General features: G+C 64.8%; 19 protein-coding genes. 12 read left to right on the top strand and 7 right to left on the bottom strand.

What is annotated here, in order from left to right:
• The first annotated feature begins 48 nt into the window (after nucleotides 1–48).
• Together J7396_RS09945 and J7396_RS09940 are read left to right on the top strand one after the other, a co-directional pair.
• Entirely contained in the window at nucleotides 49–942 is an 894-nt protein-coding gene (locus J7396_RS09945) for a helix-turn-helix transcriptional regulator (RefSeq protein ID WP_008573718.1), read from the top strand.
• Nucleotides 943–990: 48 nt separating this feature from the next.
• Nucleotides 991–3,834 (top strand): TonB-dependent receptor, encoded by a 2,844-nt coding sequence (locus tag J7396_RS09940; RefSeq protein WP_008573719.1) that lies wholly within the window; start codon nucleotides 991–993, stop codon nucleotides 3,832–3,834.
• Between the two features lie 415 nt (nucleotides 3,835–4,249).
• Here the strand turns inward: J7396_RS09940 and J7396_RS09935 are convergent, their stop codons facing one another.
• Both J7396_RS09935 and ppa read right to left on the bottom strand, forming a co-directional pair.
• A complete protein-coding gene (locus J7396_RS09935; RefSeq protein WP_029820216.1) occupies nucleotides 4,250–5,398 on the bottom strand; it encodes an HDOD domain-containing protein in 1,149 nt (382 codons plus the stop codon).
• A gap of 113 nt (nucleotides 5,399–5,511) precedes the next feature.
• Entirely contained in the window at nucleotides 5,512–6,048 is a 537-nt protein-coding gene (ppa, locus tag J7396_RS09930) for an inorganic diphosphatase (RefSeq protein ID WP_005911986.1), read from the bottom strand.
• Nucleotides 6,049–6,245: 197 nt separating this feature from the next.
• Here ppa and J7396_RS09925 point away from each other — a divergent pair, with 197 nt between their 5' ends.
• Nucleotides 6,246–6,728 carry a hypothetical protein gene (locus tag J7396_RS09925; RefSeq protein WP_008573723.1) on the top strand — a complete coding sequence of 161 codons (483 nt, stop codon included), beginning with the start codon at nucleotides 6,246–6,248 and terminating at the stop codon, nucleotides 6,726–6,728.
• A gap of 290 nt (nucleotides 6,729–7,018) precedes the next feature.
• On the opposite strand, the gene J7396_RS09920 is transcribed toward J7396_RS09925, so the two are convergent.
• The gene (locus tag J7396_RS09920; RefSeq protein ID WP_014090993.1) at nucleotides 7,019–9,046 is read right to left on the bottom strand and encodes a sodium-translocating pyrophosphatase; all 2,028 of its coding nucleotides are present in this window, start codon (nucleotides 9,044–9,046) and stop codon (nucleotides 7,019–7,021) included.
• 251 nt (nucleotides 9,047–9,297) lie between these two features.
• On the opposite strand from J7396_RS09920, the gene J7396_RS09915 reads away from it, so the two are divergent.
• Nucleotides 9,298–9,822, top strand: coding sequence for a hypothetical protein (locus J7396_RS09915; protein ID WP_014090991.1), 525 nt, complete (start codon nucleotides 9,298–9,300; stop codon nucleotides 9,820–9,822).
• A 245-nt stretch (nucleotides 9,823–10,067) separates the two neighbouring features.
• Here the strand turns inward: J7396_RS09915 and J7396_RS09910 are convergent, their stop codons facing one another.
• On the bottom strand, nucleotides 10,068–11,324 hold the full coding sequence (locus tag J7396_RS09910) for a 6-phosphofructokinase (protein ID WP_071117271.1): 1,257 nt from the start codon (nucleotides 11,322–11,324) through the stop codon (nucleotides 10,068–10,070).
• A gap of 160 nt (nucleotides 11,325–11,484) precedes the next feature.
• Here J7396_RS09910 and J7396_RS09905 point away from each other — a divergent pair, with 160 nt between their 5' ends.
• The 4 genes from J7396_RS09905 to J7396_RS09890 all read left to right on the top strand — a co-directional run bounded on the left by J7396_RS09905 (nucleotide 11,485) and on the right by J7396_RS09890 (nucleotide 15,541).
• Entirely contained in the window at nucleotides 11,485–12,048 is a 564-nt protein-coding gene (locus J7396_RS09905; RefSeq protein WP_003483308.1) for an adenylate kinase, read from the top strand.
• 357 nt (nucleotides 12,049–12,405) lie between these two features.
• Entirely contained in the window at nucleotides 12,406–13,773 is a 1,368-nt protein-coding gene (gene mpl / locus J7396_RS09900; protein ID WP_029820211.1) for a UDP-N-acetylmuramate:L-alanyl-gamma-D-glutamyl-meso-diaminopimelate ligase, read from the top strand.
• Nucleotides 13,773–14,369 carry an LON peptidase substrate-binding domain-containing protein gene (locus J7396_RS09895; protein ID WP_008577875.1) on the top strand — a complete coding sequence of 199 codons (597 nt, stop codon included), beginning with the start codon at nucleotides 13,773–13,775 and terminating at the stop codon, nucleotides 14,367–14,369. The genes mpl and J7396_RS09895 overlap by 1 nt, the downstream gene beginning before the upstream one ends.
• Nucleotides 14,370–14,656: 287 nt before the next feature.
• Entirely contained in the window at nucleotides 14,657–15,541 is an 885-nt protein-coding gene (locus J7396_RS09890; protein ID WP_008577877.1) for a bestrophin family ion channel, read from the top strand.
• 412 nt (nucleotides 15,542–15,953) lie between these two features.
• Here J7396_RS09890 and J7396_RS09885 read toward each other — a convergent pair whose 3' ends face one another.
• Entirely contained in the window at nucleotides 15,954–18,041 is a 2,088-nt protein-coding gene (locus J7396_RS09885) for a bifunctional DedA family/phosphatase PAP2 family protein (protein WP_209261378.1), read from the bottom strand.
• A gap of 151 nt (nucleotides 18,042–18,192) precedes the next feature.
• Between J7396_RS09885 and J7396_RS09880 the strand changes: the two genes are divergently transcribed.
• Nucleotides 18,193–18,852, top strand: a complete 660-nt coding sequence (locus J7396_RS09880) for a serine/threonine-protein kinase (protein WP_008577881.1) — start codon at nucleotides 18,193–18,195, stop codon at nucleotides 18,850–18,852.
• 142 nt (nucleotides 18,853–18,994) lie between these two features.
• Complete coding sequence (locus J7396_RS09875; RefSeq protein WP_209261377.1) at nucleotides 18,995–19,810, top strand: NAD(P)-dependent oxidoreductase; 816 nt, start codon at nucleotides 18,995–18,997, stop codon at nucleotides 19,808–19,810.
• Between the two features lie 140 nt (nucleotides 19,811–19,950).
• Here the strand turns inward: J7396_RS09875 and J7396_RS09870 are convergent, their stop codons facing one another.
• Nucleotides 19,951–20,823, bottom strand: coding sequence for an ion transporter (locus J7396_RS09870; RefSeq protein ID WP_011348488.1), 873 nt, complete (start codon nucleotides 20,821–20,823; stop codon nucleotides 19,951–19,953).
• Between the two features lie 72 nt (nucleotides 20,824–20,895).
• Between J7396_RS09870 and J7396_RS09865 the strand changes: the two genes are divergently transcribed.
• Nucleotides 20,896–22,122, top strand: a complete 1,227-nt coding sequence (locus tag J7396_RS09865) for an acetylornithine transaminase (RefSeq protein WP_008577885.1) — start codon at nucleotides 20,896–20,898, stop codon at nucleotides 22,120–22,122.
• Nucleotides 22,123–22,307: 185 nt separating this feature from the next.
• Here J7396_RS09865 and J7396_RS09860 read toward each other — a convergent pair whose 3' ends face one another.
• A complete protein-coding gene (locus J7396_RS09860) occupies nucleotides 22,308–22,925 on the bottom strand; it encodes an HAD-IA family hydrolase (RefSeq protein WP_008577886.1) in 618 nt (205 codons plus the stop codon).
• Between the two features lie 285 nt (nucleotides 22,926–23,210).
• Here J7396_RS09860 and J7396_RS09855 point away from each other — a divergent pair, with 285 nt between their 5' ends.
• On the top strand, nucleotides 23,211–25,505 hold the full coding sequence (locus J7396_RS09855; RefSeq protein ID WP_029820204.1) for a TonB-dependent receptor: 2,295 nt from the start codon (nucleotides 23,211–23,213) through the stop codon (nucleotides 25,503–25,505).
• The last annotated feature ends 64 nt before the right edge of the window (nucleotides 25,506–25,569 follow it).

Here is a 25,569-nt window from a genome sequence, read left to right as displayed (position 1 = left end):
CACAGTTGGCAAAACACTACGCCCTCTTTTGTACAGGGGGCTGCCAACATGCAACAGGTCATCACCGCGGATCGTGGGCTTGCGCTCGCGCTCGATAACGCCAACGAGTCGACATCGACTATCTGTCTGGCGGTCTCGCGGCTCGGCAGCATCCGTACCAACGCGGCGACATTCACCTTGTGGATACAGCTACGCGGACGCGCATGGGTGGAATCCAAGGAGGGCCGCTTTCGTCTGCGTGCCGGCGACTGGATCGCCTTCGACAAGGATTCCCATCCCACCGTGCAGGCAGATCGCAGCGCGCTATGCGTGGGCGTCGGTCTGGATGGCGAGAGCCTGCAGTCGCTTGCCGAACTGACCGATGCCACGCTGTATCCCGGCCGCGCCCAGTTGTCGCGCAGCGATCTGCGCATTGCCTTGCGCCTGTGGCGCAATGCCGCCGCACAAAGCGGCAGTGCGTCCGCGCGGCCGTTGCTGTTACACCTGGCCGCGATGCAACGCGATTTTATTGCGCAGGAACAGCGTTGCCCGGGCCGCTCGCGCAGCCGTCGGCGTCAGGTGTTTGGGCGTATGCAGCGTGCACGGCTGTACCTGGAAGGCAACAGCGACCGCGTGGTGCGCATCAGCGAACTGGCGCAGCTGACCAACTTTTCCAGTTGGTACGTCTCCAAGACGTTTCAGAGTTTGTACGAAGAAAGCCCGCAGGCGCTGTCCGCACGCTTGCGTCTGGAACGTGCATCCGATTTGTTGCGCGATACCTCGATGATGATCGGCGAGGTTGCAGCCGCAAGCGGCTTCGACAATTGCTGCAGCTTCGCGCGTGCATTTCGTGCGCGCTTCGGTGTCTCCGCATCGCACTACCGCGACCAAACGGCAAATCCGCCAGATTCGGCAAAGCCACGTAACGTGACGCGCAAAGCGACGGCGTTCACGCAATCGTAATTTGCACAGGGGCGCTTAACGCGCCACTAACGAACCCTGGAGAGATTGATGAACCTTCGCACCTCCGCAGTGCGGCTGGGCCTGTTGCCCGCCGGTATTGCGATCGCGTTGACGCCGGCTTTTGCCGCCGCACAAGAGTCGACCACCACGCTTGACCGTATCGAGATCACCGGCTCGCGCATCCGCAGCGCCGACGTCGAAACGCAGCAGCCGATTTTGACCCTTGATCGTCAAGCGCTGGAAAAGCAGGGCCTGACGTCTGTTGCCGATGTGCTGCAGAACCTGACCTCCGCCGGCTCCCCGGCCATCTCGCGCGCCGACGCGCTGTCGTCCGGCGAAGACGTTGGCGGTTACTACGTCGACCTGCGCAACCTCGGCGCGCAGCGTACGTTGGTGCTGGTGAACGGTAAGCGTCTGGGTGCGTCGACCTCCGGTCTGCAGGATCTCAGCCAGATTCCGATGTCGGCAATCGAGCGTATTGAAGTGCTGAAGGACGGCGCCTCGTCCATCTACGGCTCCGACGCGATCGCCGGTGTGGTCAACGTCATCACGCGTAAGCGTTTCGACGGCGCTGAAGCCAGCGTGCAGTTCGGCCAGTTCGGCCAGGGCGACGGCGACACCACGCAGTACTCCTTCACTGTTGGCTCGCAGGGCGAGCGCGGTGGCGTGACGCTGTCTGCCGAATATTCCAAGCAGGACCCGGTATTCGCCAAGAACCGCTGGTTCAGCCGCGATGGTTCGCGCGGTCCCAACTCGACCCCCAACAGCTGGAGCCCCATCAGCCAGAACGGTTCGTGGTGCAATCCGCTGCAGGTGGACTGCGATGATCCGGACACCGCGGTGTGGCAGACGCTCAATGCCGGCGGCAACCCGAACAACCCGGCCGACTATCACCCGATCACGCCGGCCGAGTACGCCAACTCGAACCAGCAGATGATGGTGCAGACCGGCATCGAGCGGAAGTCGGTATTTGCAAACGTCAACTACGACGTTGCCGATGCCATCACCTTCAACGCCGATATTGCCTACAACGAGCGCACGACCGACGGGCAGATCGCGGGCTACCCGTATCAGTCCGGTTCCTTCGGCACTCCGCTGGAAGGCAGCAGCGCGTTCAATCCGATCGGCCAGGATGTCGACTTCCGTCGTCGTCTTTGGGAAGTGCCGCGCGCCAGCGAAAACCAGCTCAAGACCCTGCGCTTCGCGCCGACCTTGAGTGGCTACTTCGACATCGGCGGCAAGACCTGGGATTGGGATGTGGGTGCGTTGTGGAACCGCAACGAGAACACCAAGCGTAGCCGTGGCGACATGAGCCTCATCGCGTCGCGTCAGGCACTGGGCCCGTCCTTCATCAACGGCCAGGGCGTTGCGCAGTGCGGTACCGCTGCAGATCCGATCTCGCTGTCGGCCTGCCGTCCGTGGAATCCGCTGCTGCCGTACAACGTTGCAGGTCAGGGCTCGCTTGCCGACCCGGCGCTGCAGGAATTCCTGTTCCCGACCTTCACCGATACCGGTCTGACCAAGACCACCAGCTTCACCGCAAACCTGTCCGGTTCGGTGGTTGAGCTGCCGGCTGGCGATCTGGGCGTTGCGGTGGGCTACGAACACCGTAAGGAAGAAGGTCGCTTCTCTCCGGATGCGTTTGCGCAGTCGGGCGAAAGCACCGGTCTGGGTGCCAAGACCACGCAGGGCCAGTACTCGCTGGACGAGGTCTACCTCGAATTGAATGTTCCGCTCCTGAGCGATGTCGCCTTCGCCAAGGAACTGACCTTCAACGCTGCAACGCGTTACTCGGACTACAGCAACTTCGGTAACACGCTGAACTCGAAGTTCGGCCTGACCTGGCGTCCGCTGGAAGACCTGCTGGTGCGTGCGACGTATGCGGAAGGTTTCCGTGCGCCCACCATCAGCGACCTGTACGGCGGCCTGAGCAGCAGCTTCGAGGATTACATCGATCCTTGCGGCGTCGGCGCCCCCAACAGCGTCAACGGCAACGCGGCCTGCACCAACGCTGGCGTGCCGCTGGGCTACACCCAGCTCGGCCAGGGCTTCGTGCCTTGCACGACCTATCCGTGCCAGACGCCTGATGAATTCATCAGCGGCGCCAATCCGAACCTGAAGCCGGAAACCTCCACGAGCAAGACCGCCGGTCTGGTCTGGAGCCCGCGTTGGGTGCAGGGTCTGGACATCTCGCTGGATTGGTACCGCTACGAGATCAACGACATGATCATCGCCGATAGCGTCGACCGCATCCTGCGCGACTGCTATGTGCTCGGCGACGCTGAACGTTGCGCCAATGTCACACGTGCAGCCGATGGTCACATCTCGGCGATGAGCTACGGCGTGGCCAACCTCGGTCAGATGGAAACCGAAGGCTACGACCTTGGTGTGAAGTACCGCCTGCCGGAAACGGCCATCGGTTCCTTCACCTTCGACTGGCAGACCAGCTACGTCAGCAAGTACGACGAAGCCGGCCAGGACAGCGCAGGCAACGCCATCATGATTGGCCGTGTCGGCGAGCCGGGCATCTTCCGCGTGCGTTCGAACGTTGGCGTGAACTGGTCGCTGGGTGATTTCGGCGTCAACTACACCCTGCGTTACTACTCGGGCATGAAGGAAAGCTGCATCACGCTGGCCGAAGGCTATTGCGATGCGCCGGACCATATCGCCAACGGCGAGTCCGACCCGCTGCGTCACACCGGCGCCAATACCTTCCACGACCTGCAGGTCAACTGGAAGGCGCCGTGGGACGCCACGATCGCACTCGGCGCGAACAATGTGTTCGATCACCGCGGTCCGCTGCAGTACTCGGCACCGAACAGCAGCTTTGCCTACTACGGCGGCTTCGAAATCGGTCGTTTCATGTACATGAAGTACACCCAGCGCTTCTGATCCATCGACGCGCGTAGTAAATGAAAGACGGGCCGCAAGGCCCGTCTTTTTTTATGCAGTGCCCTGTTGCGATGAGGCAATGCGCATGCGGCGCGTGATTTAGATGCGAAGTCATCGCTGCGCGACTCAAGCGGTGCGGCAGTTCCGCGAAAAACGCGCGCAGGATGTGGAAGTTGCTCAGCGACTCCGCTCGCAAAGAACTGCAGTCTTTCTTCTCGGGCAGCTTCCACAGCGCTTGAGCGCATCGTCTGCCTGTAGTGCGGTGCGCTTGGGGTGAGTGCCGTGACACATCGCCCAGACCAAGGCTTGCAATGCGCGGCCCTGGCGCAACGGCCCCATGCAGGGCGGTCGAAGAAACGGCATAAAAAAACGCGGCCTTGGCCGCGCTTCTTTCGGGATGCCTCAAGCGAGTGACTTACGCCTCGGCAAGCCCCAGCAACGTATCGGCCTGTTCGCGCCAGCTCGGCAGGCGGGCGATGACGCCGACCTTGGTCAGGTACTCTTCGTCAACGCTTTCGCCGCTGGCCAATGCCGTGGCGACATGCACTGCGCCGGTGACCCAGAAGCTGCGCATGCTGGAACGCAGCGGATGGCGATGGAAGGCCACCGCTTCGATGATAGGCATCGGCAAGCCCCACAGGCCGAGCAGGTAGGCGCCGGCTTCGGTGTGACCCAGGCGTTCGTCGCCACCTTCGGCCGGCGCCTCGCGCTCGTCGCGTACGCCCGGCAGCAGCAAGCCGATGTCGGCCAGCAGTGCGGCGGTGGAACCGAGTTCTGCGCTGGTCGGCGGAAGCACCTTGGCCGCCAGGCGCGAGGAGAGCAGGGCGCGGCGCTGCATCGCGTTGCGCTCGGCGGGCGTGAGCGTCTGGACCGAAAACACTTCGCTGGCCAGCACCAGGTCGCGCAGCGTCGCCACGCCCAGGCGGGTCACCGCCGTGCGCAGGTCGGTGATGCTGCGGCCACCGGAAAAGAACGCCGAATTGCACAATTGCAGCACTTTCGCCGCGATCGCCGGGTCGCCGGCGATCAGCTTGGCGATATCGGCCGCGTCGGCACCGTCGTCCTCTTCCAGCGCATGCATCAGGCTCAGGTACAAATGCGGGGGCGAGGGCAGCTTTTCGATCCTCCCGATCGCCGCGCGCAGGCGCGGATTGCTGAGCAGCTCGCGCAGTTCCTCCAGGCTGGTGACCGCCTCGAGCAGCACTTCGGGCGCCAGCGGCATCGGCAAGAAGCGATGCGCCACGCCGATGATGCGGGCCGGCGGCGTGCGCTGACCGCCTTGCGCATCGATCAACGCAATACGAATGGTGTCCGGGCGCAGCGTGCGGATTTGCCCCAGCAAGGTGGCGGCAGTCAGGTCCGGCAGGACCGGGGCAACGATGACGGCGTCGAACGGCGACAGCGCGGCAGCTTCGATCGCCGAATTGCCATCGGCCACCTGCTGCGCCTGCCACTGGTCGCCCAGGTCGGCGACGTAGTCGACAAGGTCGGACGGAAGACTGGCTTCGTCCCCAACAAACAGAATACGCAAGACACTTCCCCAGAAGTCACCGGTGACAGACACCGGCCAAACGCTTTCGGCAATGTACCCAATCTGCCGACTGCGGTCACCGGGATCACGCCAGAAGCGTGATCCCGATCGCCCCCTACACGCAGGGCAGCATCACGATCGATGGATCAGGGTGCGTCGGAATTGTAGCGTTCCACCGACTCGGTCAGGATGCGCTTGGCCTCGGCCGCGCCGCCCCAGCCGTCCAGCTTGACCCACTTGCCCTTCTCCAAGTCCTTGTAATGCTCGAAGAAGTGGCCGATACGTTCCATCCAGTGGCTGGACACCTGGTTGATGTCTTCGATGTGCGCGTAACCGGAGAAGATCTTCTCGATCGGCACAGCCAGGATCTTTTCGTCGCTGCCGGCCTCGTCGCTCATGCGCAGCACGCCCACCGGACGGCAGCGCACCACCGAGCCCGGCACCAATGGCAAGGGCAGCACCACCAGCACGTCGGCCGGGTCGCCATCGCCGCACAGGGTGTTGGGCACGTAGCCATAGTTGCAGGGATACCGCATCGGGGTCGACAGGATGCGGTCGACGAAGATCGCCCCGCTGGCCTTGTCGACTTCGTACTTGACCGGCTCCGAATCCTTGGGGATCTCGATGACGACGTTGATTTCTTCCGGCAGATTCTTGCCAGAGGTGACCAGTTCAAGGCCCATGCGGGTAGCTCCGAGGCGTCAGCAGTGTGTGGAGCGCGATTCTACGCGTTCGGCTGTTGCGCTGCAGCGACACTGAATGGGCAATGTCCTGACCGCTGCGTGCGGCATAGCCCGCGTTCATCGCGGGTGGCTGCCTGATCGTTGCGGCCCGGCCGGAGGCGCACGCTGCAGGCTCATCCACCGCATAGGAATTGCCCATGTCCAGGCTTGCGCGTTTGCTGGTTCTCCTGCTGCTGTCCCTTACCGCCCAGTTCGCTGCCGCCGCGACGCCTCCGCCCACCTTCGTGGATGCGGTGGACTGGCCCGCCAATGGCGAGGGCTGGGAGGCGTTCATCGATCTGGAGCAGCGGCTGGACCGCGATTTCGACAATATCTGCGGCGACACCTTTTGTGGCGGCGACTTCAGCGACTACCAGCCGCTGCGCTTCCGCTGCTCGGTGCATCGCGTCACCGGGGTGGTGCGGAGCTGCATCTGGACCTTCGGCGCCAGTGAGGTCAGCGTCGACCCGCGTAGCGGTTACTTGCGGTCGGACAGCCGGGTGTGGCGCTGCACGGCACCGTTGAAGGCCGGTACCCGCCTGGATGAGATGTATCGCACGCTTGCGGTGGCCAATCCGCTGTTCAAGCCACTGCCGGGCGGCGCACCGCCGATCTATGACGGCCTGATCGGCTGCCTGTGATCGTAGGCCGGGCGGGACGGGGCTTGCCGGCACAGGCCAGCCCCTTCTGCCTGATGGCGCCATCTTCGTAGCGACGATGGGGGCCGCCAGCGGGCCCCGGCGCGATGCCGGTCCTGAGCTGGGAAGGGCAAATGCCCCGGCCCGGCGACGCCTTATTGGCCCGGTCCCTATGCCCCAGTTGCCGCTTTCCGCAGTGACGGGTTCGGACCTGCCGCGACGCGTTCGGTCGGTCGGTCGGCTGCTTCCCGACGTCATGACCGCAGGTCACGGGACCTGCGGTCATCGCAGCGTTACAGCAGGGGCACGAGCAACAAGGCCACGATGTTGATGATCTTGATCAACGGGTTGATCGCCGGCCCCGCGGTGTCCTTGTACGGGTCACCGACCGTGTCGCCGGTGATCGCAGCCTTGTGCGCCTCGCTGCCTTTCCCGCCGAAGTGGCCGTCCTCGATGTATTTCTTGGCGTTGTCCCACGCGCCGCCGCCAGTGGTCATCGAAATCGCCAGGAACAAACCAGTGACAATCGTGCCGATCAACAAGCCACCCAGTGCACGCGGGCCCAGTAGCAACCCGACAATGATCGGAACCACCACCGGCAGCAGCGAAGGCACGATCATTTCGCCAATCGCCGAGCGGGTCAGCATGTCGACGGCGCGGTCGTACTGCGGCTTGGCGGTGCCGGCCATGATGCCGGGAAGTTCGCGGAACTGGCGGCGCACCTCTTCCACCACGGCACCCGCGGCGCGGCCGACCGCTTCCATCGCCATCGCGCCGAAGAGATAGGGAATCAGCCCGCCAATCAGCAGCCCGATGATCACCGTGTGGTCGGATAGATCGAAGGCGTACACCTGGTCGGGATTGGCCGCCTGCAGGTTGTGCGTGTAGTCGGCAAACAGCACCAGCGCCGCCAGCGCCGCCGATCCGATCGCGTAGCCCTTGGTCACTGCCTTGGTGGTGTTGCCCACCGCGTCCAGCGGGTCGGTAATGTTGCGGACCTCGGGAGGGAGCTCGGCCATCTCGGCGATGCCGCCGGCGTTATCGGTAATCGGTCCATACGCATCCAGCGCAACGATCATGCCGGCCATCGACAGCATGGCCGTTGCTGCAATCGCAATGCCGTACAAGCCGCCGAAGTGAAACGCACCCCAGATTGCTGCGCAGACCGCGATCACCGGCAGCGCGGTAGATTTCATCGAAATACCGAGCCCTGCGATGATGTTGGTGCCGTGCCCCGTGGTACTGGCCGATGCAACATGCTGCACCGGGGTGTACTGCGTGCCGGTGTAGTACTCGGTAATCCACACGATCAGGCCGGTGAGCACCAGGCCGATCAGTGCGCAGGCGTACAACGCCGCGGCGCCGTGGGTGTTGTCGCGCATCAGCGATTGGGTGATGGGCCAGTAAGCCAACGCCGCCAGCACGCCCGACACGATCACGCCTTTGTAAAGCGCACCCATGATCGAACCGCCACCTTTGACCTTGACGAAGGCCGCGCCCACGATCGAAGCGATGATCGATACTCCGCCGAGCACCAACGGATAGAGCACGGCATGCGGACCAGTTTCGGCCAGCGTCAGACTGCCGAGCAGCATCGTGGCGATCACGGTGACTGCGTAGGTTTCGAACAGATCGGCGGCCATGCCGGCACAGTCGCCCACATTGTCGCCGACATTGTCCGCAATCACTGCCGGATTGCGTGGATCGTCCTCGGGAATGCCGGCCTCGACCTTGCCGACAAGATCGGCGCCCACATCTGCGCCCTTGGTGAAAATCCCGCCACCCAGGCGCGCAAAGATCGAGATCAACGACGACCCGAATGCCAAGCCCACCAAGGCATGCAGGTTCTGCTCCAGTGGCAGCCCCATGGCCTGCAGCACAGCAAAATAGCCGGCCACGCCGAGCAGCCCGAGGCCGACTACCAGCATCCCGGTGATCGCGCCGCCGCGGAACGCCACATCCATCGCCTTGCCGATGCCGTGCCGCGCCGCCTCGGCGGTGCGGACATTGGCGCGCACCGAGACGTTCATGCCGATATAGCCGGCTAACCCGGACAACACCGCACCCAGTGCAAACCCGATCGCGGTGTACCAACTCAGGAACAGCCCGACCAACACGAACAGCACTGCCCCAGCAACCGAAATGGTGAGGTATTGCCGGTTGAGATAGGCACGCGCGCCTTCCTGGATCGCGGCGGCGATCTCCTGCATGCGTGCATTGCCGCTCGGCTGCGCGACCACCCAGCGCGCCGACACGATTCCATAGACGATTGCCAAGACCGCACAACCCAGCGCAAGCCACAACCCATAGTGTTCCAGCATGACCCCTCCCAAGAGAATGGATGTCGTCCGGTCGGGACGAACCAAGGGCGATGCACACAACGAGTGGACTGACGAATACGGACTCGACGGCCGCCTGGGCCGTAATGCGCGTCGCGAATGTTCAGGTGGCCGGATCGCGACCGAGTATGCGCCGCGCCGTGCGTGGCGACCAGCGTTATGGCTTTGGCGCGTCGTTCAGTTGTGGCGTGACAGCCTGCGGCCAACGTGATTCGGTCGACCCAGGAGTGTCCATGTCCCACCATGCTGCGCAAAAATACGCCGCGATGCTCGCAACGCTGTTGCTGACCAGCCAAGCGTTTGCGGCCGATCCCACGCCCGAACTCAAGCCGCGCGCACCCGGCACCGCGCAAGCGGTCGGCGCCGTGCACACCTTGCGTCAGATCCCGGAAGCCTGCGCACGACTGGAAGGCGTGTTTACCGGAAATGCTGCACAGCCGTATACATTGTCGGTGGTCCGCAGCAGCCCCACCTGTCAACCACGCGCACGCTTCGTGGATTTCGCCAGGGCCGCACCCAGTGTCGCCTCGGGCTGGATCTTCAACGATGTGATCCGCGTGCCAAGCGCAGCCTGCCCGTCACAGCAAGCGGTCGTGCGCGTATGGCGCAAGCCGGTGGATGCCAAACCGCAGCTCGATGGACAGGGCCAGTCGCGCATCTATCTGGAAGACGCCAAGCAACAAGCCGCTGCCGGCAAGATCCCGCAGGTGCCCATGTTCGCTGCGCAAATGACGGTGGAAGGCAAGGCGTGTCAGTAAGTCGAGATTTGCTCTTCATCCGTAACGACGAACCCCGGCCAGGCCGGGGTTCGCTTTCAGTGCATGCACAGGTGGATCAGTTACTTCGACAATTGCCTAGACAACGCGCTTTCATGATCCTCTCGAAATGACACACGCCCCCAGCGCCACCTTTCGTTAGGGCGCAAGCCACGCGCGTAAGTGCCCGATTTGCTGCACCTCAGTGGAGAGTTGATCATCGCTGTGCATCCCACGCGGCTTCGATCTCACCCTTCCCAAGCCGGCAACTTCTTTGCCACCGCGACATTCTTCAAACTCACATACTTCGGCAAGCCATCGCTGCCGTAGGCCAGCGGGGCTTCGCCCTTGATCAACGGGGCGAAATAGCGGCGGGCGCGTTCGGTGATGCCGAAGCCGTCCTTGCGCAGGAAGCTGGGCGGCATCTTCTTTTCGTGATTGGCCACCTTGTGCAGGGGCGCAGGCACGATCTTCCAGCGGTATGGTGCGTCGCTGACGCGTTCGATCACCGGGATCACCGCGTTCATGCCCTTGATCGCGTACTGCACGGCGGCCTTGCCGACCGCTTGCGCCTGTTCCCAGTCCGTCTTCGATGCCAGATGGCGCGCGGAGCGCTGCAGGTAATCGGGTAGCGTCCAATGCACTTTGTAGCCGAGCTCCTGCTTGACCTGTGCGGCCAGGAACGAGGCCACGCCGCCGAGCTGTGCATGGCCGAACGAGTCGGCCGCGCCGCCGGCATCGGCGACGAACTTGCCGTGTGCGTCCTGGATGCCCTCGCTGGCCACCACCACGCACCAGCCCACCTTGTCCACCACCTGTTTCACCTTGGCCAGGAATGCAGCCTGGTCGTAGGCGCGTTCGGGCAGCAGGATGATCTGCGGGGCGTCGTCCGGGTCTTGCCCCGCCAGGCCTGCCGCTGCGGCCAGCCAGCCGGCATGGCGGCCCATCGCCTCATAGATGAAGACCTTGGTGGAGGTGTCGGCCATGGCGGCGACATCCAGTGCGGCCTCGCGTACTGAGACGGCGGTGTACTTGGCCGCCGAGCCGAAGCCGGGGCAGGTGTCGGTCACTGCCAGATCGTTGTCGATGGTCTTTGGCACGCCGATGCAGTGCAGCGGGTACCCATAGGCCTTTGCGAGCTGCGAGACCTTCCAAGCGGTGTCGGCCGAGTCGTTGCCGCCGTTGTAGAGGAACCAGCGGACGTCGTGCGCGCGCAGCACGTCGAGCAGGCGCTCGTACTTGGCGCTGTCTTCTTCCAGCGATTTGAGCTTGTAGCGGCACGAGCCGAATGCACCGCCGGGCGTCTGCGCCAGGGCGGCAATGGCGGCGGCGGACTCTTTGGAGGTGTCGATCAACTCCTCGCGCAAGGCGCCCAGGATGCCGTTGCGTGCGGCCAGCACCTTGATCTTGCGTGCGCGCGCTTCGGCGATGACGCCGGCTGCAGTGGCGTTGATGACGGCGGTGACGCCGCCGGATTGGGCATAGAGCAGGTTGCCAGTGGTCATAGGGGGACAGACTCCTCACATGGGGACATGGCGCAGGGGACAGTGCCGGGACATTCCCCGGATGCGGTAAGCTGCACGACCATACGGTCCAGCGCCGGCGAAGACGTGAGTCTAACGCCGCCCACCGCAACGCGTTTTTATTCGAAAGTGGAGTCCACTGATGCGATTGGTTCTATTGGGACCGCCCGGTTCGGGCAAGGGCACCCAGGCGACACGTCTCAAAGACACGTTTGATATTCCGCACATTTCCACCGGCGACCTGTTGCGCGCCGAAGTGGCCGCTGGCTCGCCGCTGGGGTTGAAGGCCAAGGAAGTGATGGCACGCGGGGACCTGGTGTCCGACGACATCCTGCTCGGCATGCTGGAGGCGCGCCTCGGCCAGGCCGATGTGGCCAAGGGTTTCATCCTGGACGGCTACCCGCGCAACGTGGCCCAGGCCAATGCGCTGGACGAGCTGCTCGGCAAGATCGGCCAGCCGCTGGATGCCGTGGTGCAGCTGGATGTGGCCAGCGAATTGCTGGTCGAGCGCATCGCCGGTCGTGCCAAGGCCGAAGGCCGCGAAGACGACAACCCCGAATCGGTGCGCAAGCGGCTGCAGGTCTATACCGATTCCACCGCACCGGTCATCGGCTTCTACGAGCAGCGCGGCAAGTTGGCGCGCGTGGACGGCGTGGGTTCGCTGGACGAAGTGCTGGAACGCATCAGCAAGGCGCTCGGCCGCTGAGTCGGCAATGGGCCGGGCGCAAGGCCCGGCCGTTGGCAGGCGCGGCGTCTGGTCGCGCCGCGTTCTCGCCGTGATCGCCCAGGCAATGGTGTCCAAAAGAAAAACCCCGGACGTACAAGACGCCCGGGGCAGAATAACGCCAGTAGTAGGCTTGCTCAGAGCCCCAACAGCATGAGCTCCCTGGGGATTTGGCCTCTTGGGGAGTAGGACCAAAGGGATGCTGCGACTGGCGTTCAGCATAGTGAGGGATGTGACCGGGTTCGCACATCGGGAAATTCCCGACAGTACGGTAGGAAATCCCCGACACTTGGGCGTGCGCTGGAATGGAATGTCCGGCAACTGCGGCGATCGGCGACAATGGGCGGCATGAGCAAACTCCACATTCTCGGCATCGCCGGAACTTTCATGGGCGGTGTGGCCGCCCTGGCGCGTGAGCTGGGCTGGCAGGTGGAAGGCAGCGACCAGGCCATTTATCCGCCGATGTCCACACAGCTGGAAACGCTGGGCATTGCGTTGGCGCAGGGCTATGCGCCGTCCAATATTTCGCCGGATGCGACCGACGTGGTTGTCGGTAATGCGCTTTCGCGCGGCAATCCGGCGGTGGAGGCGGTGCTGGATGCCGGCCGCCGGTACACCTCCGGCGCGCAATGGCTGGCCGAGCACGTATTGCCCGGCCGCGACACGCTGGCCGTGGCCGGCACCCACGGCAAGACCACCACCACCACCATCCTGAGCTACCTGCTGGAGGCGGCCGGGCGGGCGCCCGGGTTTCTGATCGGTGGTGTGGCCGAAGATTTCGGCGTGTCGGCACGACTGGGCCAGGGGCGCGAATTCGTGGTGGAAGCCGATGAATACGACACCGCGTTTTTCGACAAGCGCAGCAAGTTCGTGCACTACCGGCCGTTGGTGGCGATCCTCAATAACCTGGAATACGACCACGCCGACATCTTCCCGGACGTGGCGGCCATCCAGCGCCAGTTCCACCACCTGGTGCGCACGGTGCCCGCGCGCGGTCGCCTGATCGTCAACGGCGAAGACGCGCACCTGACCGAGGTGCTGGCGATGGGATGCTGGACGCCGGTGGAGCGATTCGGGTTCGATGCGTCGCTGGACTGGAGCGCGCGGTTGATCGCGGCCGATGGCAGCGCGTTTGCGGTGCTGCACCGTGGCGTGGAAATTGGCCAGGTGCAGTGGCCCCTGGTTGGGCGGCATAACGTCCTGAACGGGTTGGCGGCGCTGGCAGCAGTACAGGCGGTAGGCGTGGATCCGGCGACGGTGATGCCGGCATTGGCACAGTTCCAGAGCGTCAAGCGGCGGCTGGAAGTCATCGGTAGCGCGCGCGCGATCACCGTGTACGACGACTTTGCGCACCATCCCACCGCCATCGCGACGACGTTGCAGGGTCTGCGTGCAAAGGTCGGTGCGGCGCGTGTTGTGGTGGCAATGGAGCCGCGCAGCAATTCGATGCGGCTGGGCGCGCATGCCCAGGCGCTGGCGCCGTCGTTGCACGATGCCGATGCAGTGGTGTTTCTGCATCGGCCGGAACTGGCCTGGGACGCGGCACCGATCATTGCGAAGGTGCGCGGCGAGGCGCGCGTGGTGCAGGACGTGGATGCCTTGCTGCGCGCGCTGGGCGAAATTGCCCGGCCCGGAGACCATGTGGTGTTCATGTCCAACGGTGGCTTCGACGGTGCGCCGCGTCGTTTCCTGGCGCAGTTGTCCTGATGGTGCCGATCCCCGCCACTGCAGACACCAGCGCGTTGCCGCTGTTCCCCTTGCACAGCGTGCTGTTGCCTGGCGCGGCGATGGGCTTGCGCGTGTTTGAACGCCGCTATCTGGATCTGGTACGCGAATGCGGCCGTAACGGCACAAGCTTCGGCGTGTGCCTGATCCTGGAAGGCAACGAAGTCGGCGTGCCGGCTACGCCGGCCGCGTTCGGTACAGAAGTACGCATCGAGGATTTCGATGTGGGCGCCGACGGCGTGCTGGTGCTGCGCTTGCGTGGCACGCGGCGTTTCCACGTACAGCGCTCGCGCATTCGCGATAACGGTCTGGTGGTGGGAGATGTCGCCTGGCGCGAACCGGATCCGGACGACGAATTGCGGCCCGAGCACGGCCTGCTGTCCACGGTGCTGGAGCGCATGCTGGAGCAGGTGGGTGGCGAATTTGCATCGGTGGGACCGGGGTTGATGGATCAGGCCGCCTGGGTTGGTTGGCGGTTGGCCGAGCTGCTGCCATTGACCGAGCAGCAGCGGCTCTCGCTGTTGCAGCAGGACGATCCGCATCGGCGGCTGGACCAATTGCTGGCCTGGATGCCTTAAGAGCGGCTGCTAACACGGCTGCGCCCGCCACATGGGTACGGGCTGCGCTCCGAACTTTCATGCGCCACGTGTGCGCTGTGTTCCCGCACGCCGTGCACACCCAACGGATGGCCGCTCGCGACGCCTTCCATCACGCCAGTCGCGTGGGGCAATGGTTTCGATCGGCCCCATCACCGTGCTTGCACCGTGGCAACGGCACACTGCGCACGCTTGAGTGCGCTACCGACCGCATCCATGCACTGGATGCGCGCAATGGCGTCACTCGTTTCTTTTGATGGAGTGTGCCTTTGATTGTCGATGTAAAGCCGCGTGTGGCAGATGTGATCAGCCAGGTCTGGCGGACCCTGGCGGTATTGTTCGTATGGGATGTGTTGATCACCATCATTTACTACGTGCTGCCGTTCCGTGCGCCGGCGTTGCCGCTGACCATCTTTGGTTCTGCGCTGGCGTTGTTCCTGGGCTTTCGCGCCAATTCCACCTATCAACGCTGGTGGGAGGGGCGGGTGCTGTGGGGCCAGATGATCAATGCCTCGCGTAATCTGGTGCGCTTGAGCGTCAGTATCCTGTCCGCACCGGAAGCCGGCGATCTTGGGCGCACCATTGCGCTGCGCCAGATTGCCTACGTCAACGCGCTGCGCTGCCAACTGCGCCGGTTGCCGGTGGCGATGGCATTGTCCCCGCATGTGGATGCCGACGAAGCGGCGGCGGTGGTGGTGCGCACCAACGTGGCAAACGGGTTGCTCGATACCACCGCGCGCAGCGTCGAGCAGGCGCGTCGCGAGGGCTGGATCGACAGCATCCAGCAGGCCAGCGTCGAACGCATTCTGGTGGACATCGCCAACGCGCAAGGCGGCATGGAGCGCCTGAAAAATACGCCGCTGCCGTATCAATATCGCTTCTATCCGAACCTGTTTACGCGGCTGTTCTGCGTGCTGCTGCCAATCGGCTTGGTGGAAACGCTGCAGTACGCCACGCCGGTGGGATCGACAGTGGCCGGCCTGATGTTTCTGGCGGTGCTGAAGATCGGCGACGAGTTGGTCGACCCATTCGCCAACACTATCCACGACCTGCCGCTGGATACCATGTGCCGCACGGTGGAGATCGATGCGCTTCAGGCAATTGGTGAGCAAGCGCCGGAGCCGATGCAGCCAGTGGATGGCGTGTTGTGGTGAGGCGTCGCGCGCCAGGCCAATGCGGCCTTTGCATCGCCGAACTGCGCTGATTCGCATCTTGGCGTTCGCCTTGAGAGGCGATTGAACGGTGCAAGCAGTTGTGGAGCAGCCAACGGCGAGTTTTCCGCAGGGCCCTTGCCCGCCCACCATCGCGGGACACGCTGCCAAGCACGTCCTTGTAAGCTCTTACGCGGAATCCATGCCGCCATCGAGCCCCCACGGATGGGTTCACGGCGTGTCCCGCAAGCGGCGAGGGCGCCGCGCTCGACGAACTAAGCGTTCACCCTGAAAATTCAGCAGCCTCCAGACGGCGCCAGCACGTCACCATCGAGACAGGGCTCAACAGCTGTTGCTGACACCCCATCTCGACCCAACCACGCGATCGCCGGCCAATCGCCTGTTGCCCGATCGATCAACGGCGTTGTTGTGGCGGACCCGATGCAGCAGGATCGGACGCAGCGGTATCCGTCCCCGGCGCGGCGTTGTCTTTGTTCTCGCCACGCACTGCACTGCCCGAGGTGCTGTCGATCAGGATCACCGGCACCTGCGAGCGACGACGCTGTTCCATGCGATGGGGCAGCGGGCCGAGTGCCTCGCGCAATGCGCTCAGTGCAGGATCGACGCCGCGCAGTGGGTACCACAGCCCGATCAGGCTGAAATGGCGGCTGTAGCGCAAGGTCTGGGTGCTGCCCACCCACAGCGGTTGTGCATCCGGCTGCAGGCGCGCTGCCGCCGGCCACAGACGCAGCACATGCACGTGGCCGGGCGCGGCGTGGCGCACCATCAACAGGGCCTCGACCTGGGTATCCAGCGTGGCCGGCAGAATCGGCACTTCGTCCGGGCGGCCGCTGACGTCGAGCAGGTGCAGCGCCTGTTCCCAGCCCGCCTGCGGCTGGACCCGCCAGCCGCGCGCCTGGAGCTGGCGCTGCAGCGGGGCGAGCGGGCCGGCCAACTGGACGTCCAGCGGCCAACGCTGATCGTCGTCGAATTCGTTGCGGCGTGCCGGCAGCAGGCGCCATTGGTCTTCCCACCACGCGTTTGCGGGTAACTCCATCACTGCCGGCGGCGGCGGTTCGAACTTGGCCAGCTTGAGGTCGAGGTTGCGCGGCGCAAAATAAATTGCGCAGCTTACGAACACCCCGTAGAAGATCCACAACACCGGCTTGACCCAGAACGCGCGCGTGGCACGGCGACGGTAGGCAATGCCCAGCACCAGCAGCCAGAAGATGCCGAACAACATGCCGCCGACGACGTCGCTGAGCCAGTGCGCACCGAGGTACAAACGCGCAAAACCGATCAGCGAGACGATGGCGCCGCTGACCAGATACGGCCACACGCGGCGGCGGCCAGGCAACTCGCGCGCGATCAACAGCGCGAAAAAGCCGAAGGCGATCGTGGCCATGGTGACCGCAACCGACGGAAAGCCGAAACCGCTGCTGGCCGCAGGCGGGCGCACCACCTGCACGGTGGCGCCAAGCAGCTGCGTGAGCGCCAGGCCGAACGCCAGCGCGATGACCCAATGGGCCACGGCCATCCAGCGACGGCGCCAGGCCAGATAGCCCATCGCGGCGGCAATGGCCGGCAACAGCACCTGCCAGTCGCCCAACGAGGCCAGCGCCACCATCGGGTAGTCGGCCAACGGATTACGCAGCGCCAGCATCAGGTCGTGCACGGCCAGGTCCACGCGCAGCGGCTCGCCATGCGCCAGCACCACCATCAGCAGCACAAACCAGCCCCAGCCGAGCAGCAAGAGCATCAAGGCCATCATGGCCAGCGGCACCGATTCGCGACGGCGTGGGTCGAAGACGCCGACCGACCAATTTCCCAGGACCGGATGCCGGTGCGACCACTCCAGCAGGCGCGCCAGCAAGGCATCCAGGTGACCGGCCGACCAGCGATACGAATACAGCACCACCGCCCAGGCAAGCCCGATCACGGCCGCCAGCAAGGCAACCACCACAAATAGGCGCCCGGCCACCGCGGCCACTGCGTCGTAGGCCGTGCCCAGCACCCAGCCGGGCACCAGGAACAACAACGCCCACGACACGCAGGCCAGGCCGCTGGCGACCAGATACCGTTTGAAGGGCATGCGCGACATGCCGGCAATCGCCGGCACGAACGGGCGCACTGCCCCCACGTAGCGCGCAATCAGGATGCTTTTGAAGGCATTGCGGCGGAACAGCAGCTCGCCGCGTTCCAGCAGTTGCGGGTAACGCCGGAATGGCCAGTAGGTGTGCAGCTGATGGCCCCAGCGATGGCCGACCCAGAAGCTCAGCGCATCGCCAACGAAGGCGCCCAGGGTGGCGCACACCACCGCGTAGGGGCCGTTGATCTGCCCGAGCCCGATGAGCACGCCAATGGCGAACAGCAACGGCAACGCAGGCACGATGGCGCCCAGCACGATCACCGCATCACAAAATGCGATGCCAAAGATCACCACGCCAGCCAAGGTGGGGTGGTGTCCGATCCACTCCAGCGTGGCGTCGATCCATGAGTTCATACCTGAATTATAGGTGGGCGCGGCGGCGCCTGACCTGCATCGTCCTCACATCGGGGGATCGGCTTCACCTGAGGTTGCGGCCATGCAGCTGCCGCACGCGCGCGCGCCGCAGAGGTGCGCAGCGAGACAGACCTGCCGCCTACAATGGGGGATGACTCACGACCCTGCAGCCAATCTGCCGCTGAAGTCCGATACGTTCGGACGCATTCTGCTGATCCGCGATGGCCAACGCATGTTCGTGCGTCGCGACCTGAGCGTGGCGCCGTGGCTGTTGCGCGGCGTGGCCTGGTGGCTGGCACGCCGCGAAGCGTTGGCCTTGCGCCAGCTGGATGGCGTGCCGCGCACACCGCGGCTGCTGCATTGGGACGGGCGGCACCTGGACCGCAGCTATCTGGACGGCGCTGCGATGTACCAGCGACCGCCGCGCGGCGATCTGGCCTACTTCCGCAGCGCGCGCAGGCTGTTGCAACAGCTGCATCGCCGCGGCGTGGCCCACAACGATCTGGCCAAGGAAGCCAACTGGCTGGTGCAGGAGGACGGCAGCCCGGCGGTGATCGACTTCCAGCTGGCGGTGCGCGGCAACCCGCGCGCGCGCTGGATGCGTCTGCTTGCCCGCGAGGATCTGCGCCACCTGCTTAAACACAAGCGCATGTACTGCCCGGCCGCACTGACCCCGGTGGAACGCCGCGTGCTCAAGCGCACCTCCTGGGTTCGCGAGCTGTGGTTTGCCACCGGCAAACCGGTCTACCGCTTCGTGACCCGCCGCGTACTGCACTGGGAAGACAACGAAGGGCAGGGGCCCAAGCCCTGAGCGGCGGGGAATCGGGAGTCGGGAATAGGGAATCGGAAGAGCGCATCGCGAGAGCTGTCTGTTCGTCGGTTGCAGGACGCCCAAGGCGCTAAGCTTTTGCCATTCCCCATTCCCCATTCCCCATTCCCCATTCCCCATTCCCATGACGTTAAACGGCAAAACCCTGTTCATCACCGGTGCCTCGCGCGGAATTGGCTTGGCGATTGCGTTGCGGGCGGCGCGCGATGGGGCGAATGTGGCGATTGCGGCCAAGTCGGCGGTGGCCAATCCCAAATTGCCTGGCACCATCCATAGCGCGGCCACGGCGGTGACGGCGGCCGGTGGGCAGGCACTGGCGCTCAAGTGCGACATCCGCGACGAAGATCAGGTGCGTGCGGCAGTGGCGGCAACGGTCGATGCGTTCGGCGGGATCGACATCCTGGTCAACAACGCCAGTGCGATCTGGTTGCGCGGTACGTTGGACACGCCGATGAAGCGCTTCGATCTGATGCAGCAGGTCAACGCGCGCGGCAGTTTCCTGTGCGCGCAGGCATGCCTGCCGCATCTGCTGCAGGCGGCCAATCCGCACATCCTCACCTTGGCCCCGCCGCCGTCGTTGAACCCGGCGTGGTGGGGCGCGCACACCGGCTACACGCTGTCCAAGATGGGCATGAGTCTGGTCACCCTGGGGCTGGCCGCGGAATTCGGCCCGCAAGGCGTGGCGATCAATGCGTTGTGGCCGCGTACCGTGATCGCCACTGATGCCATCAACATGCTTGCCGGCGTGGACGCGGCGGCCTGCCGTCGGCCGGAGATCATGGCCGACGCCGCGCATGCGGTGCTGACGCGCGCCGCAGCCGGGTTCTACGGCCGGTTCCTGATCGATGACGAGGTGCTCGCCCAGGCTGGCATCACCGACTTGAGCGGCTATGCAATGGATCCATCGCGCGCGCTGTTGCCGGATCTGTTTCTGGACTGAGAGCGGCTAACCACAGGGTACGCACTTGTCGTGAGCGTGGACGGCACGGCGCAACCGCCGTGTACGCGTGGCACACGCCCTGCCGAGCAACGGCCGCGTCCGCCTGACGGCGGCGCCGTGGCGTTGGCTGCTCCAGCGCCTCAGCCGTTGCCCAGCGCCGGCAGTGGCTCGGCGCATTGCCGGCAATAACGTGCGTCGGCCGCGTGGCCTTCCAGCCCGCAGCGGGCGCAGTTGCGCGCATCGCGTTTGCCGGTATGGCCTCCTTCGCGCAATGAGCTGGCCAGTTCGGCGGTATAGATGCCGGTGGGCACGGCGATGATGCTGTAGCCGATCAGGATCAGGGCCGAGGTGACGAAGCGACCCAGCGTGGTCTGCGGCACTAGATCGCCGAAGCCCACCGTGGCCATGGTGACGATGGCCCAGTACATGCTGGTGGGGATGCTGGTAAAGCCGTGCTGCGGGCCTTCGATGATGTACATCGTGGCGCCGGCGATCACGGTGATGGTGAGCACGGTGAACAGGAACACCAACACCTTGCGACGGCTACGCCACAGCGCATCCAGCAACTGTCCGCTTTCTTCGATGTAGCGGGTGAGCTTGAGAATGCGGAACAGCCGTAGGATGCGCAGCACGCGCACCACCAACAGCGTCTGTGCGCCGGGCACGAAGAACGAGAGATAACTGGGCAGGATCGACAGCAGGTCGATCACGCCCCACACGCTGAGCGCGTAATGCAGCGGGCGCCGCACCACGGCCAGGCGCAGCGCGTATTCGAGGGTGAAGATCACCGTGAACGCCCATTCCAGCGGCACCAGCCAGTCCGCGGCATGCGAATGGATGCGCGGCACGCTGTCGATCATGATCACCACCACGCTCGCCAGGATCGCGACCACCAGCATCAGGTCGAAATTGCGCGAGGGGCGGGTGTCGTGGCGGTAGATGATGTCGAACCACTGCCGGCGCCAGCCATCGTCGGTGGCGGCAGTGAGTTGCGGATCGGAGAAGGGGCGCATGCGCGCATTGTGCCGCAGGCCGGCGAATGCGCGAGAATGCCGCTTCTCCCTCCGCTTCTGCGACCCATCCTCATGAGTACCGCTGCCGATTCGCCCCTGTCCCTCGCGCACTACTACCTGCCGGTGTATCGCCCGCGCCAGGTGGTGCTGGAGCGCGGCCAGGGCAGCCGCGTGTGGGACGATGCGGGCCGCGAGTATCTGGATCTGTCGTCGGGCATCGCGGTGAGCGGGCTCGGCCATAACGATCCCGATCTGGTGGCTGCGCTCACCGAGCAGGCCGGCAAGCTGTGGCACACCAGTAACGTGTTTTTCAGCGCGCCGCCGCTGAAACTGGCCGAAGAACTGGTGAGCGCCTCGCGTTTCGCGCACAAGGTGTTCCTGTGCAATTCCGGCACCGAGGCCAACGAGGCGGCGATCAAGCTGGTGCGCAAGTGGGCCAGCAGCCAGGGCCGTCCGGCCGACAAGCGTGTCATCGTCACCTTCCGCGGCAGTTTTCATGGCCGTACGCTGGCATCGGTCACCGCCACTGCGCAGCCCAAGTATCAGGAAGGCTACGAGCCGCTGCCGGGTGGATTTCGCTATGTGGATTTCAACGATGTCGCGGCGCTGGAAGCGGCGATGGCCGGCGGCGATGTGGCGGCGGTGATGGTCGAGCCGATCCAGGGCGAGGGCGGCGTGATGCCGGCCGCGCCGGGCTTTCTGAGCCGCGTGCGCGCGCTGTGCGACCAGCATGATGCGCTGCTGGTGCTGGACGAAATTCAATGCGGCATGGGCCGCACCGGCACGCTGTTCGCGCATTGGCAGGAGCAGGTGACGCCGGACATCGTGACCCTGGCCAAGGCCTTGGGTGGTGGTTTCCCGATCGGCGCGATGCTGGCCGGGCCCAAGGTCGCCGAAACCATGCAGTTCGGCGCGCACGGCACCACCTTCGGCGGCAACCCGCTGGCCGCGGCAGTGGCGCGCGTGGCGCTGCGCAAGCTGGCCTCGCCGCAGATTGCCGATAACGTGGTGCGGCAATCTGCAGCATTGCGCGCCGGGCTGGAAGCGCTCAATGCCGACTTTGGCCTGTTTGCGCAGATTCGTGGGCGTGGCCTGATGCTGGGCGCGGTACTGGCTCCTGCGCACGCGGGGCAGGCCGGGGCGATCCTCGACCTGGCGGCCACGCATGGCTTGCTGCTGCTGCAGGCCGGCCCGGATGTATTGCGCTTCGTGCCGGCACTCAATCTCACCGATGCCGAACTGGCCGATGGCCTGGCGCGCTTGCGTCTGGCCATTGCCGAGTATGTCGCCCAGGCGTGATGTCGGGCGGTGCTTGCGCGCCCCCTGGCCGGCCCGCAGCCGGCTGCAAGGGCATTGGAGATGCATGGTGTGTGGCATGTAGCGCGCTGACGCAGTGCCCGGTCTTTTCATTGCCCGGATGGGATGGCTGTCTTCCGCCGTACCCTCACCCCCAACTCCTCTCCCGACGGGAGAGGGGCTTGGTTTCATGCAAGTCCGTATCGCTTCAGCACTCGCCGCAGTGCACGCGCATCGCGTACGGTGTCGGCGTGCAGACCGGCCGCGCGTGCGCCACGCACGTTGACGAACAGGTCGTCGACAAACAACGTGCGTTCGGCGCGTTGCTCAAGTTGCGCAAGCGCGCGCTGATAGACCGGCACATCCGGTTTGCGGCCGCCCAGTGCACCGCTGCACAGCACGCGGCCCCGCAACAACGGAAATAGCGACGGCACGATCCGCTCGATCGCTTCTGCCATCAACGGGCCATTATTGGTGAGCACCGCCACCGCCGTGGTCGTCGACACCGCCAGCACCTGTGTCACCACCGACGGGTCGGCGCGGCAGGCGGCCACGCGCGCATCGATCCAGGTAGTGCGATCGATTGGCTGCCCCAGCCCTTCGCTCAACTGCGCCAGATACGCCTGCGTGTCGATCTCACCCGCATCGTAGGCGCGCTCCAGACCCTGCACGAACAGCACCTCCTGCACGCGCTGCGGTGAGCAACGCGCCGCTGCTGCAAGCGCGGCCAGGCGCCGTGGCCGCGCGTAGTGCGCGAGCACGCCGTCGAAATCCAGCAACAGCAGCGATGGTGGTGCGGGCGACATATGCGTGCTCGTACGGCGGCTGCGCAGCGTTGTCGATTCGGCGCGGCATGGCAAGCGCGCAAGAGCTGCAATGCAGGGCATTCGCGCAGGTAGGTGGCTGCGCTACCTATTCAGAGTTTTGAATTCGGTAGCGACCTACCCGCCTGCGCCGAGCCCACCCGCCGCACCCAGGTTAGGCAGCAATCGCGCTGGTTATGGTCACTGCACGCCGCATCCGCGGTATCAGCCGGTCTCGGGGGAGCGCCCGGTCACTCAGCACGCCACACGTCTCCAGGGGTTGATTGCATGCCAAAGTGCTCGAACACCGATCGATTGGCGGCCTCGGTCGCCGACATCCTCGCCACCACCCGCCCGCGCCGCGCGCTGGCATCAATGACCTTGCTGCTGGCCGGCGCGCAGAGCTTGCCTGCGCTGGCGCAAGACGCACGCACGCTGGATGCGGTCAGCGTGGTGGGCACCGGCTCCACCCGCACCACCGCGTCCATCTCGGCGGACGAGATCCAGGCGCAGGTGCCAGGGGTGGCGCCGCAGCAGCTGTTGGCCAGCCTGCCCGGCGTGAACGTGCAGACCACCGACCCGTTCGGGCTGTATGAATTCGGTGATTCGATGACCATCCGCGGGTTTTCCGCCAACCAGATCGGCGTGACCTTGGACGGCATTCCGATCGAAACCTTCGACACCCGCGAAGGCGGGCCGATTACGCGCTACGTCTCCAGCGAAAACCTGCTCGATGTGACGGTGTCCGCCGGTTCGGGCGATGTCACCCAGCCTTCCTACCATGCACTGGGCGGTGCGATCCGCTACACCAGCCTGCCACCAAAGGGCGGCGACAGCTGGAGCGGCAATCTCACCCAGACGATTGGTTCGGACGATCTGGTGCGCAGCTTCGTGCGCCTGGATACGCCGGACTGGTGGAAAGGCGGCCCCAGCGCGTATCTGTCCGCCTCGCGCACGCAAGGCGGGGTGTGGGACATGGAGCCGGCCACGCAGAAGAGCGATCACTTCGAAGCCAAGATTCGCCAGGCCTGGGACGCTGGCAGCCTGACGCTGGGATGGATCTACAACAACCGCAAGGACTACGACGTGCAGTCGTACAACTCCGACGGTTCGGTGGCGTGGGACCTGCATGAGCGCATCACCGGCAACCCGGAAGTGGATGCCGAGCATTACAGCGAATGGCAGAACGGGCGACGCGACTCGCTGCTCAGCCTGCACGGCAATTTCCTGTTCAACGATGCAATCGGCTTCACCTTTACCGGCTATTACGAGAACAAGCATGGGTATGGCGTCGGCGGCACTCCGCCGAGCACGGCGACAGGCCTGTACAACGATGCCATCGCCGGCACGCCGGGGCGCACCGACATCGCCATCAACGACCCGCAGATCGTCGATGCCAACGGCACTGTCACCCACGTCGGTGCGATGACGCGGCGCGAAGAAATCATGGGGGGCGATCGCTATGGCCTCACCACAGCGGTGTCATGGGAGACCGAGCACAACAAACTCGAAGTCGGTGCGTGGTACGAGCACTACGATTTCGACCAGGTGCGCCCGCTGTACAACCTGGACCCAGCCACCGGCGCGCTGCTCAAGGGCGCGCTGCCGATCGTCATCTACTACGACAACCAGTTCTCCACCGAGGTGAAGCAGCTCTACATCAAGGACACGCTGCGCCTGCTCGACGACCGCTTGACGATGGAGTTCGGTGCCAAGGGGCTGGATGTCAAACGCGACTACAACGGCATCGCCAATCTGGATGATTTCAATGTCGGCGTGCGCCGCGATGTCACCATCAAGAACAGCGACTGGTTCCAGCCCCAGGTCGGCGCCAGCTTCCAGCTTGCCGAGGGCGTGCAGGTGTTCGCCAACTATGCGGAAAACTTCAGCTCGGCGCCGCGGCTGGCGCTGACCTCCGGTGCGTTCAACCCGGATATCGCACCGGAAGAGTCCACCAACATCGATATCGGCATCCGCGCCGAATCCACGCAGTGGAGCGGCTACATCGCCGCCTACAGGATCGATTACGAGAACCGCATCATCGCGCTGACCGACCCGGACCCGCTGGTGGTGGCGCCCACCGTCTACGCCAACGTCGGCGACGTGCAGACGTACGGGGCCGAAATGTCCGGCATGTGGAAGCCGGCGCCAGGCTGGCGGCTGGGCGCATCGCTGACCTGGAACAACTCCGAGTTCCAGGACAACTATTTCGGCCCGGTCAGCGGCAACCTGGTGCAGGTGGAAGGCAACGAGGTGCCGGATGCGCCGAAGGTGATGTTCAGCGTCAACGGCGGTTGGGAAGGCACGCATTTGTTTGCCAACCTCGATGCCAAATACACCGGCAAGCGCTACGGCGATACGCTCAATACCGATCGGGTAGATGCCACCTTCATCGTCAACGGCAGCGTCGGGTATCAGGGCGAAGACGGCGGGTTCCTTGCCGGTGGCCGGCTGCAGTTGTCGGTCTACAACCTGTTCGACAAGGACGATGCGATCGGGGCGGTATTTCCCAACGAAAGCTCGGGCTCGTATCAGTTGATCGCACCACGGCAGCTGTTCGCCAGCCTGGCCTACACATTCTGAAGTGCAGCCGCGGCCGGCAGGGTTGCCGGTCGCGTGCGTTAGTCCACGACATGCAGGGGACGTG

This window comes from Xanthomonas sp. A1809 (genome assembly GCF_017746015.1).
GTDB classification, from domain to species: Bacteria; Pseudomonadota; Gammaproteobacteria; order Xanthomonadales; family Xanthomonadaceae; genus Xanthomonas; species Xanthomonas euvesicatoria.
The sequence above is the reverse complement of the archived record's forward strand: the minus strand, read 5'-3'. Positions and strand labels throughout refer to the sequence as shown.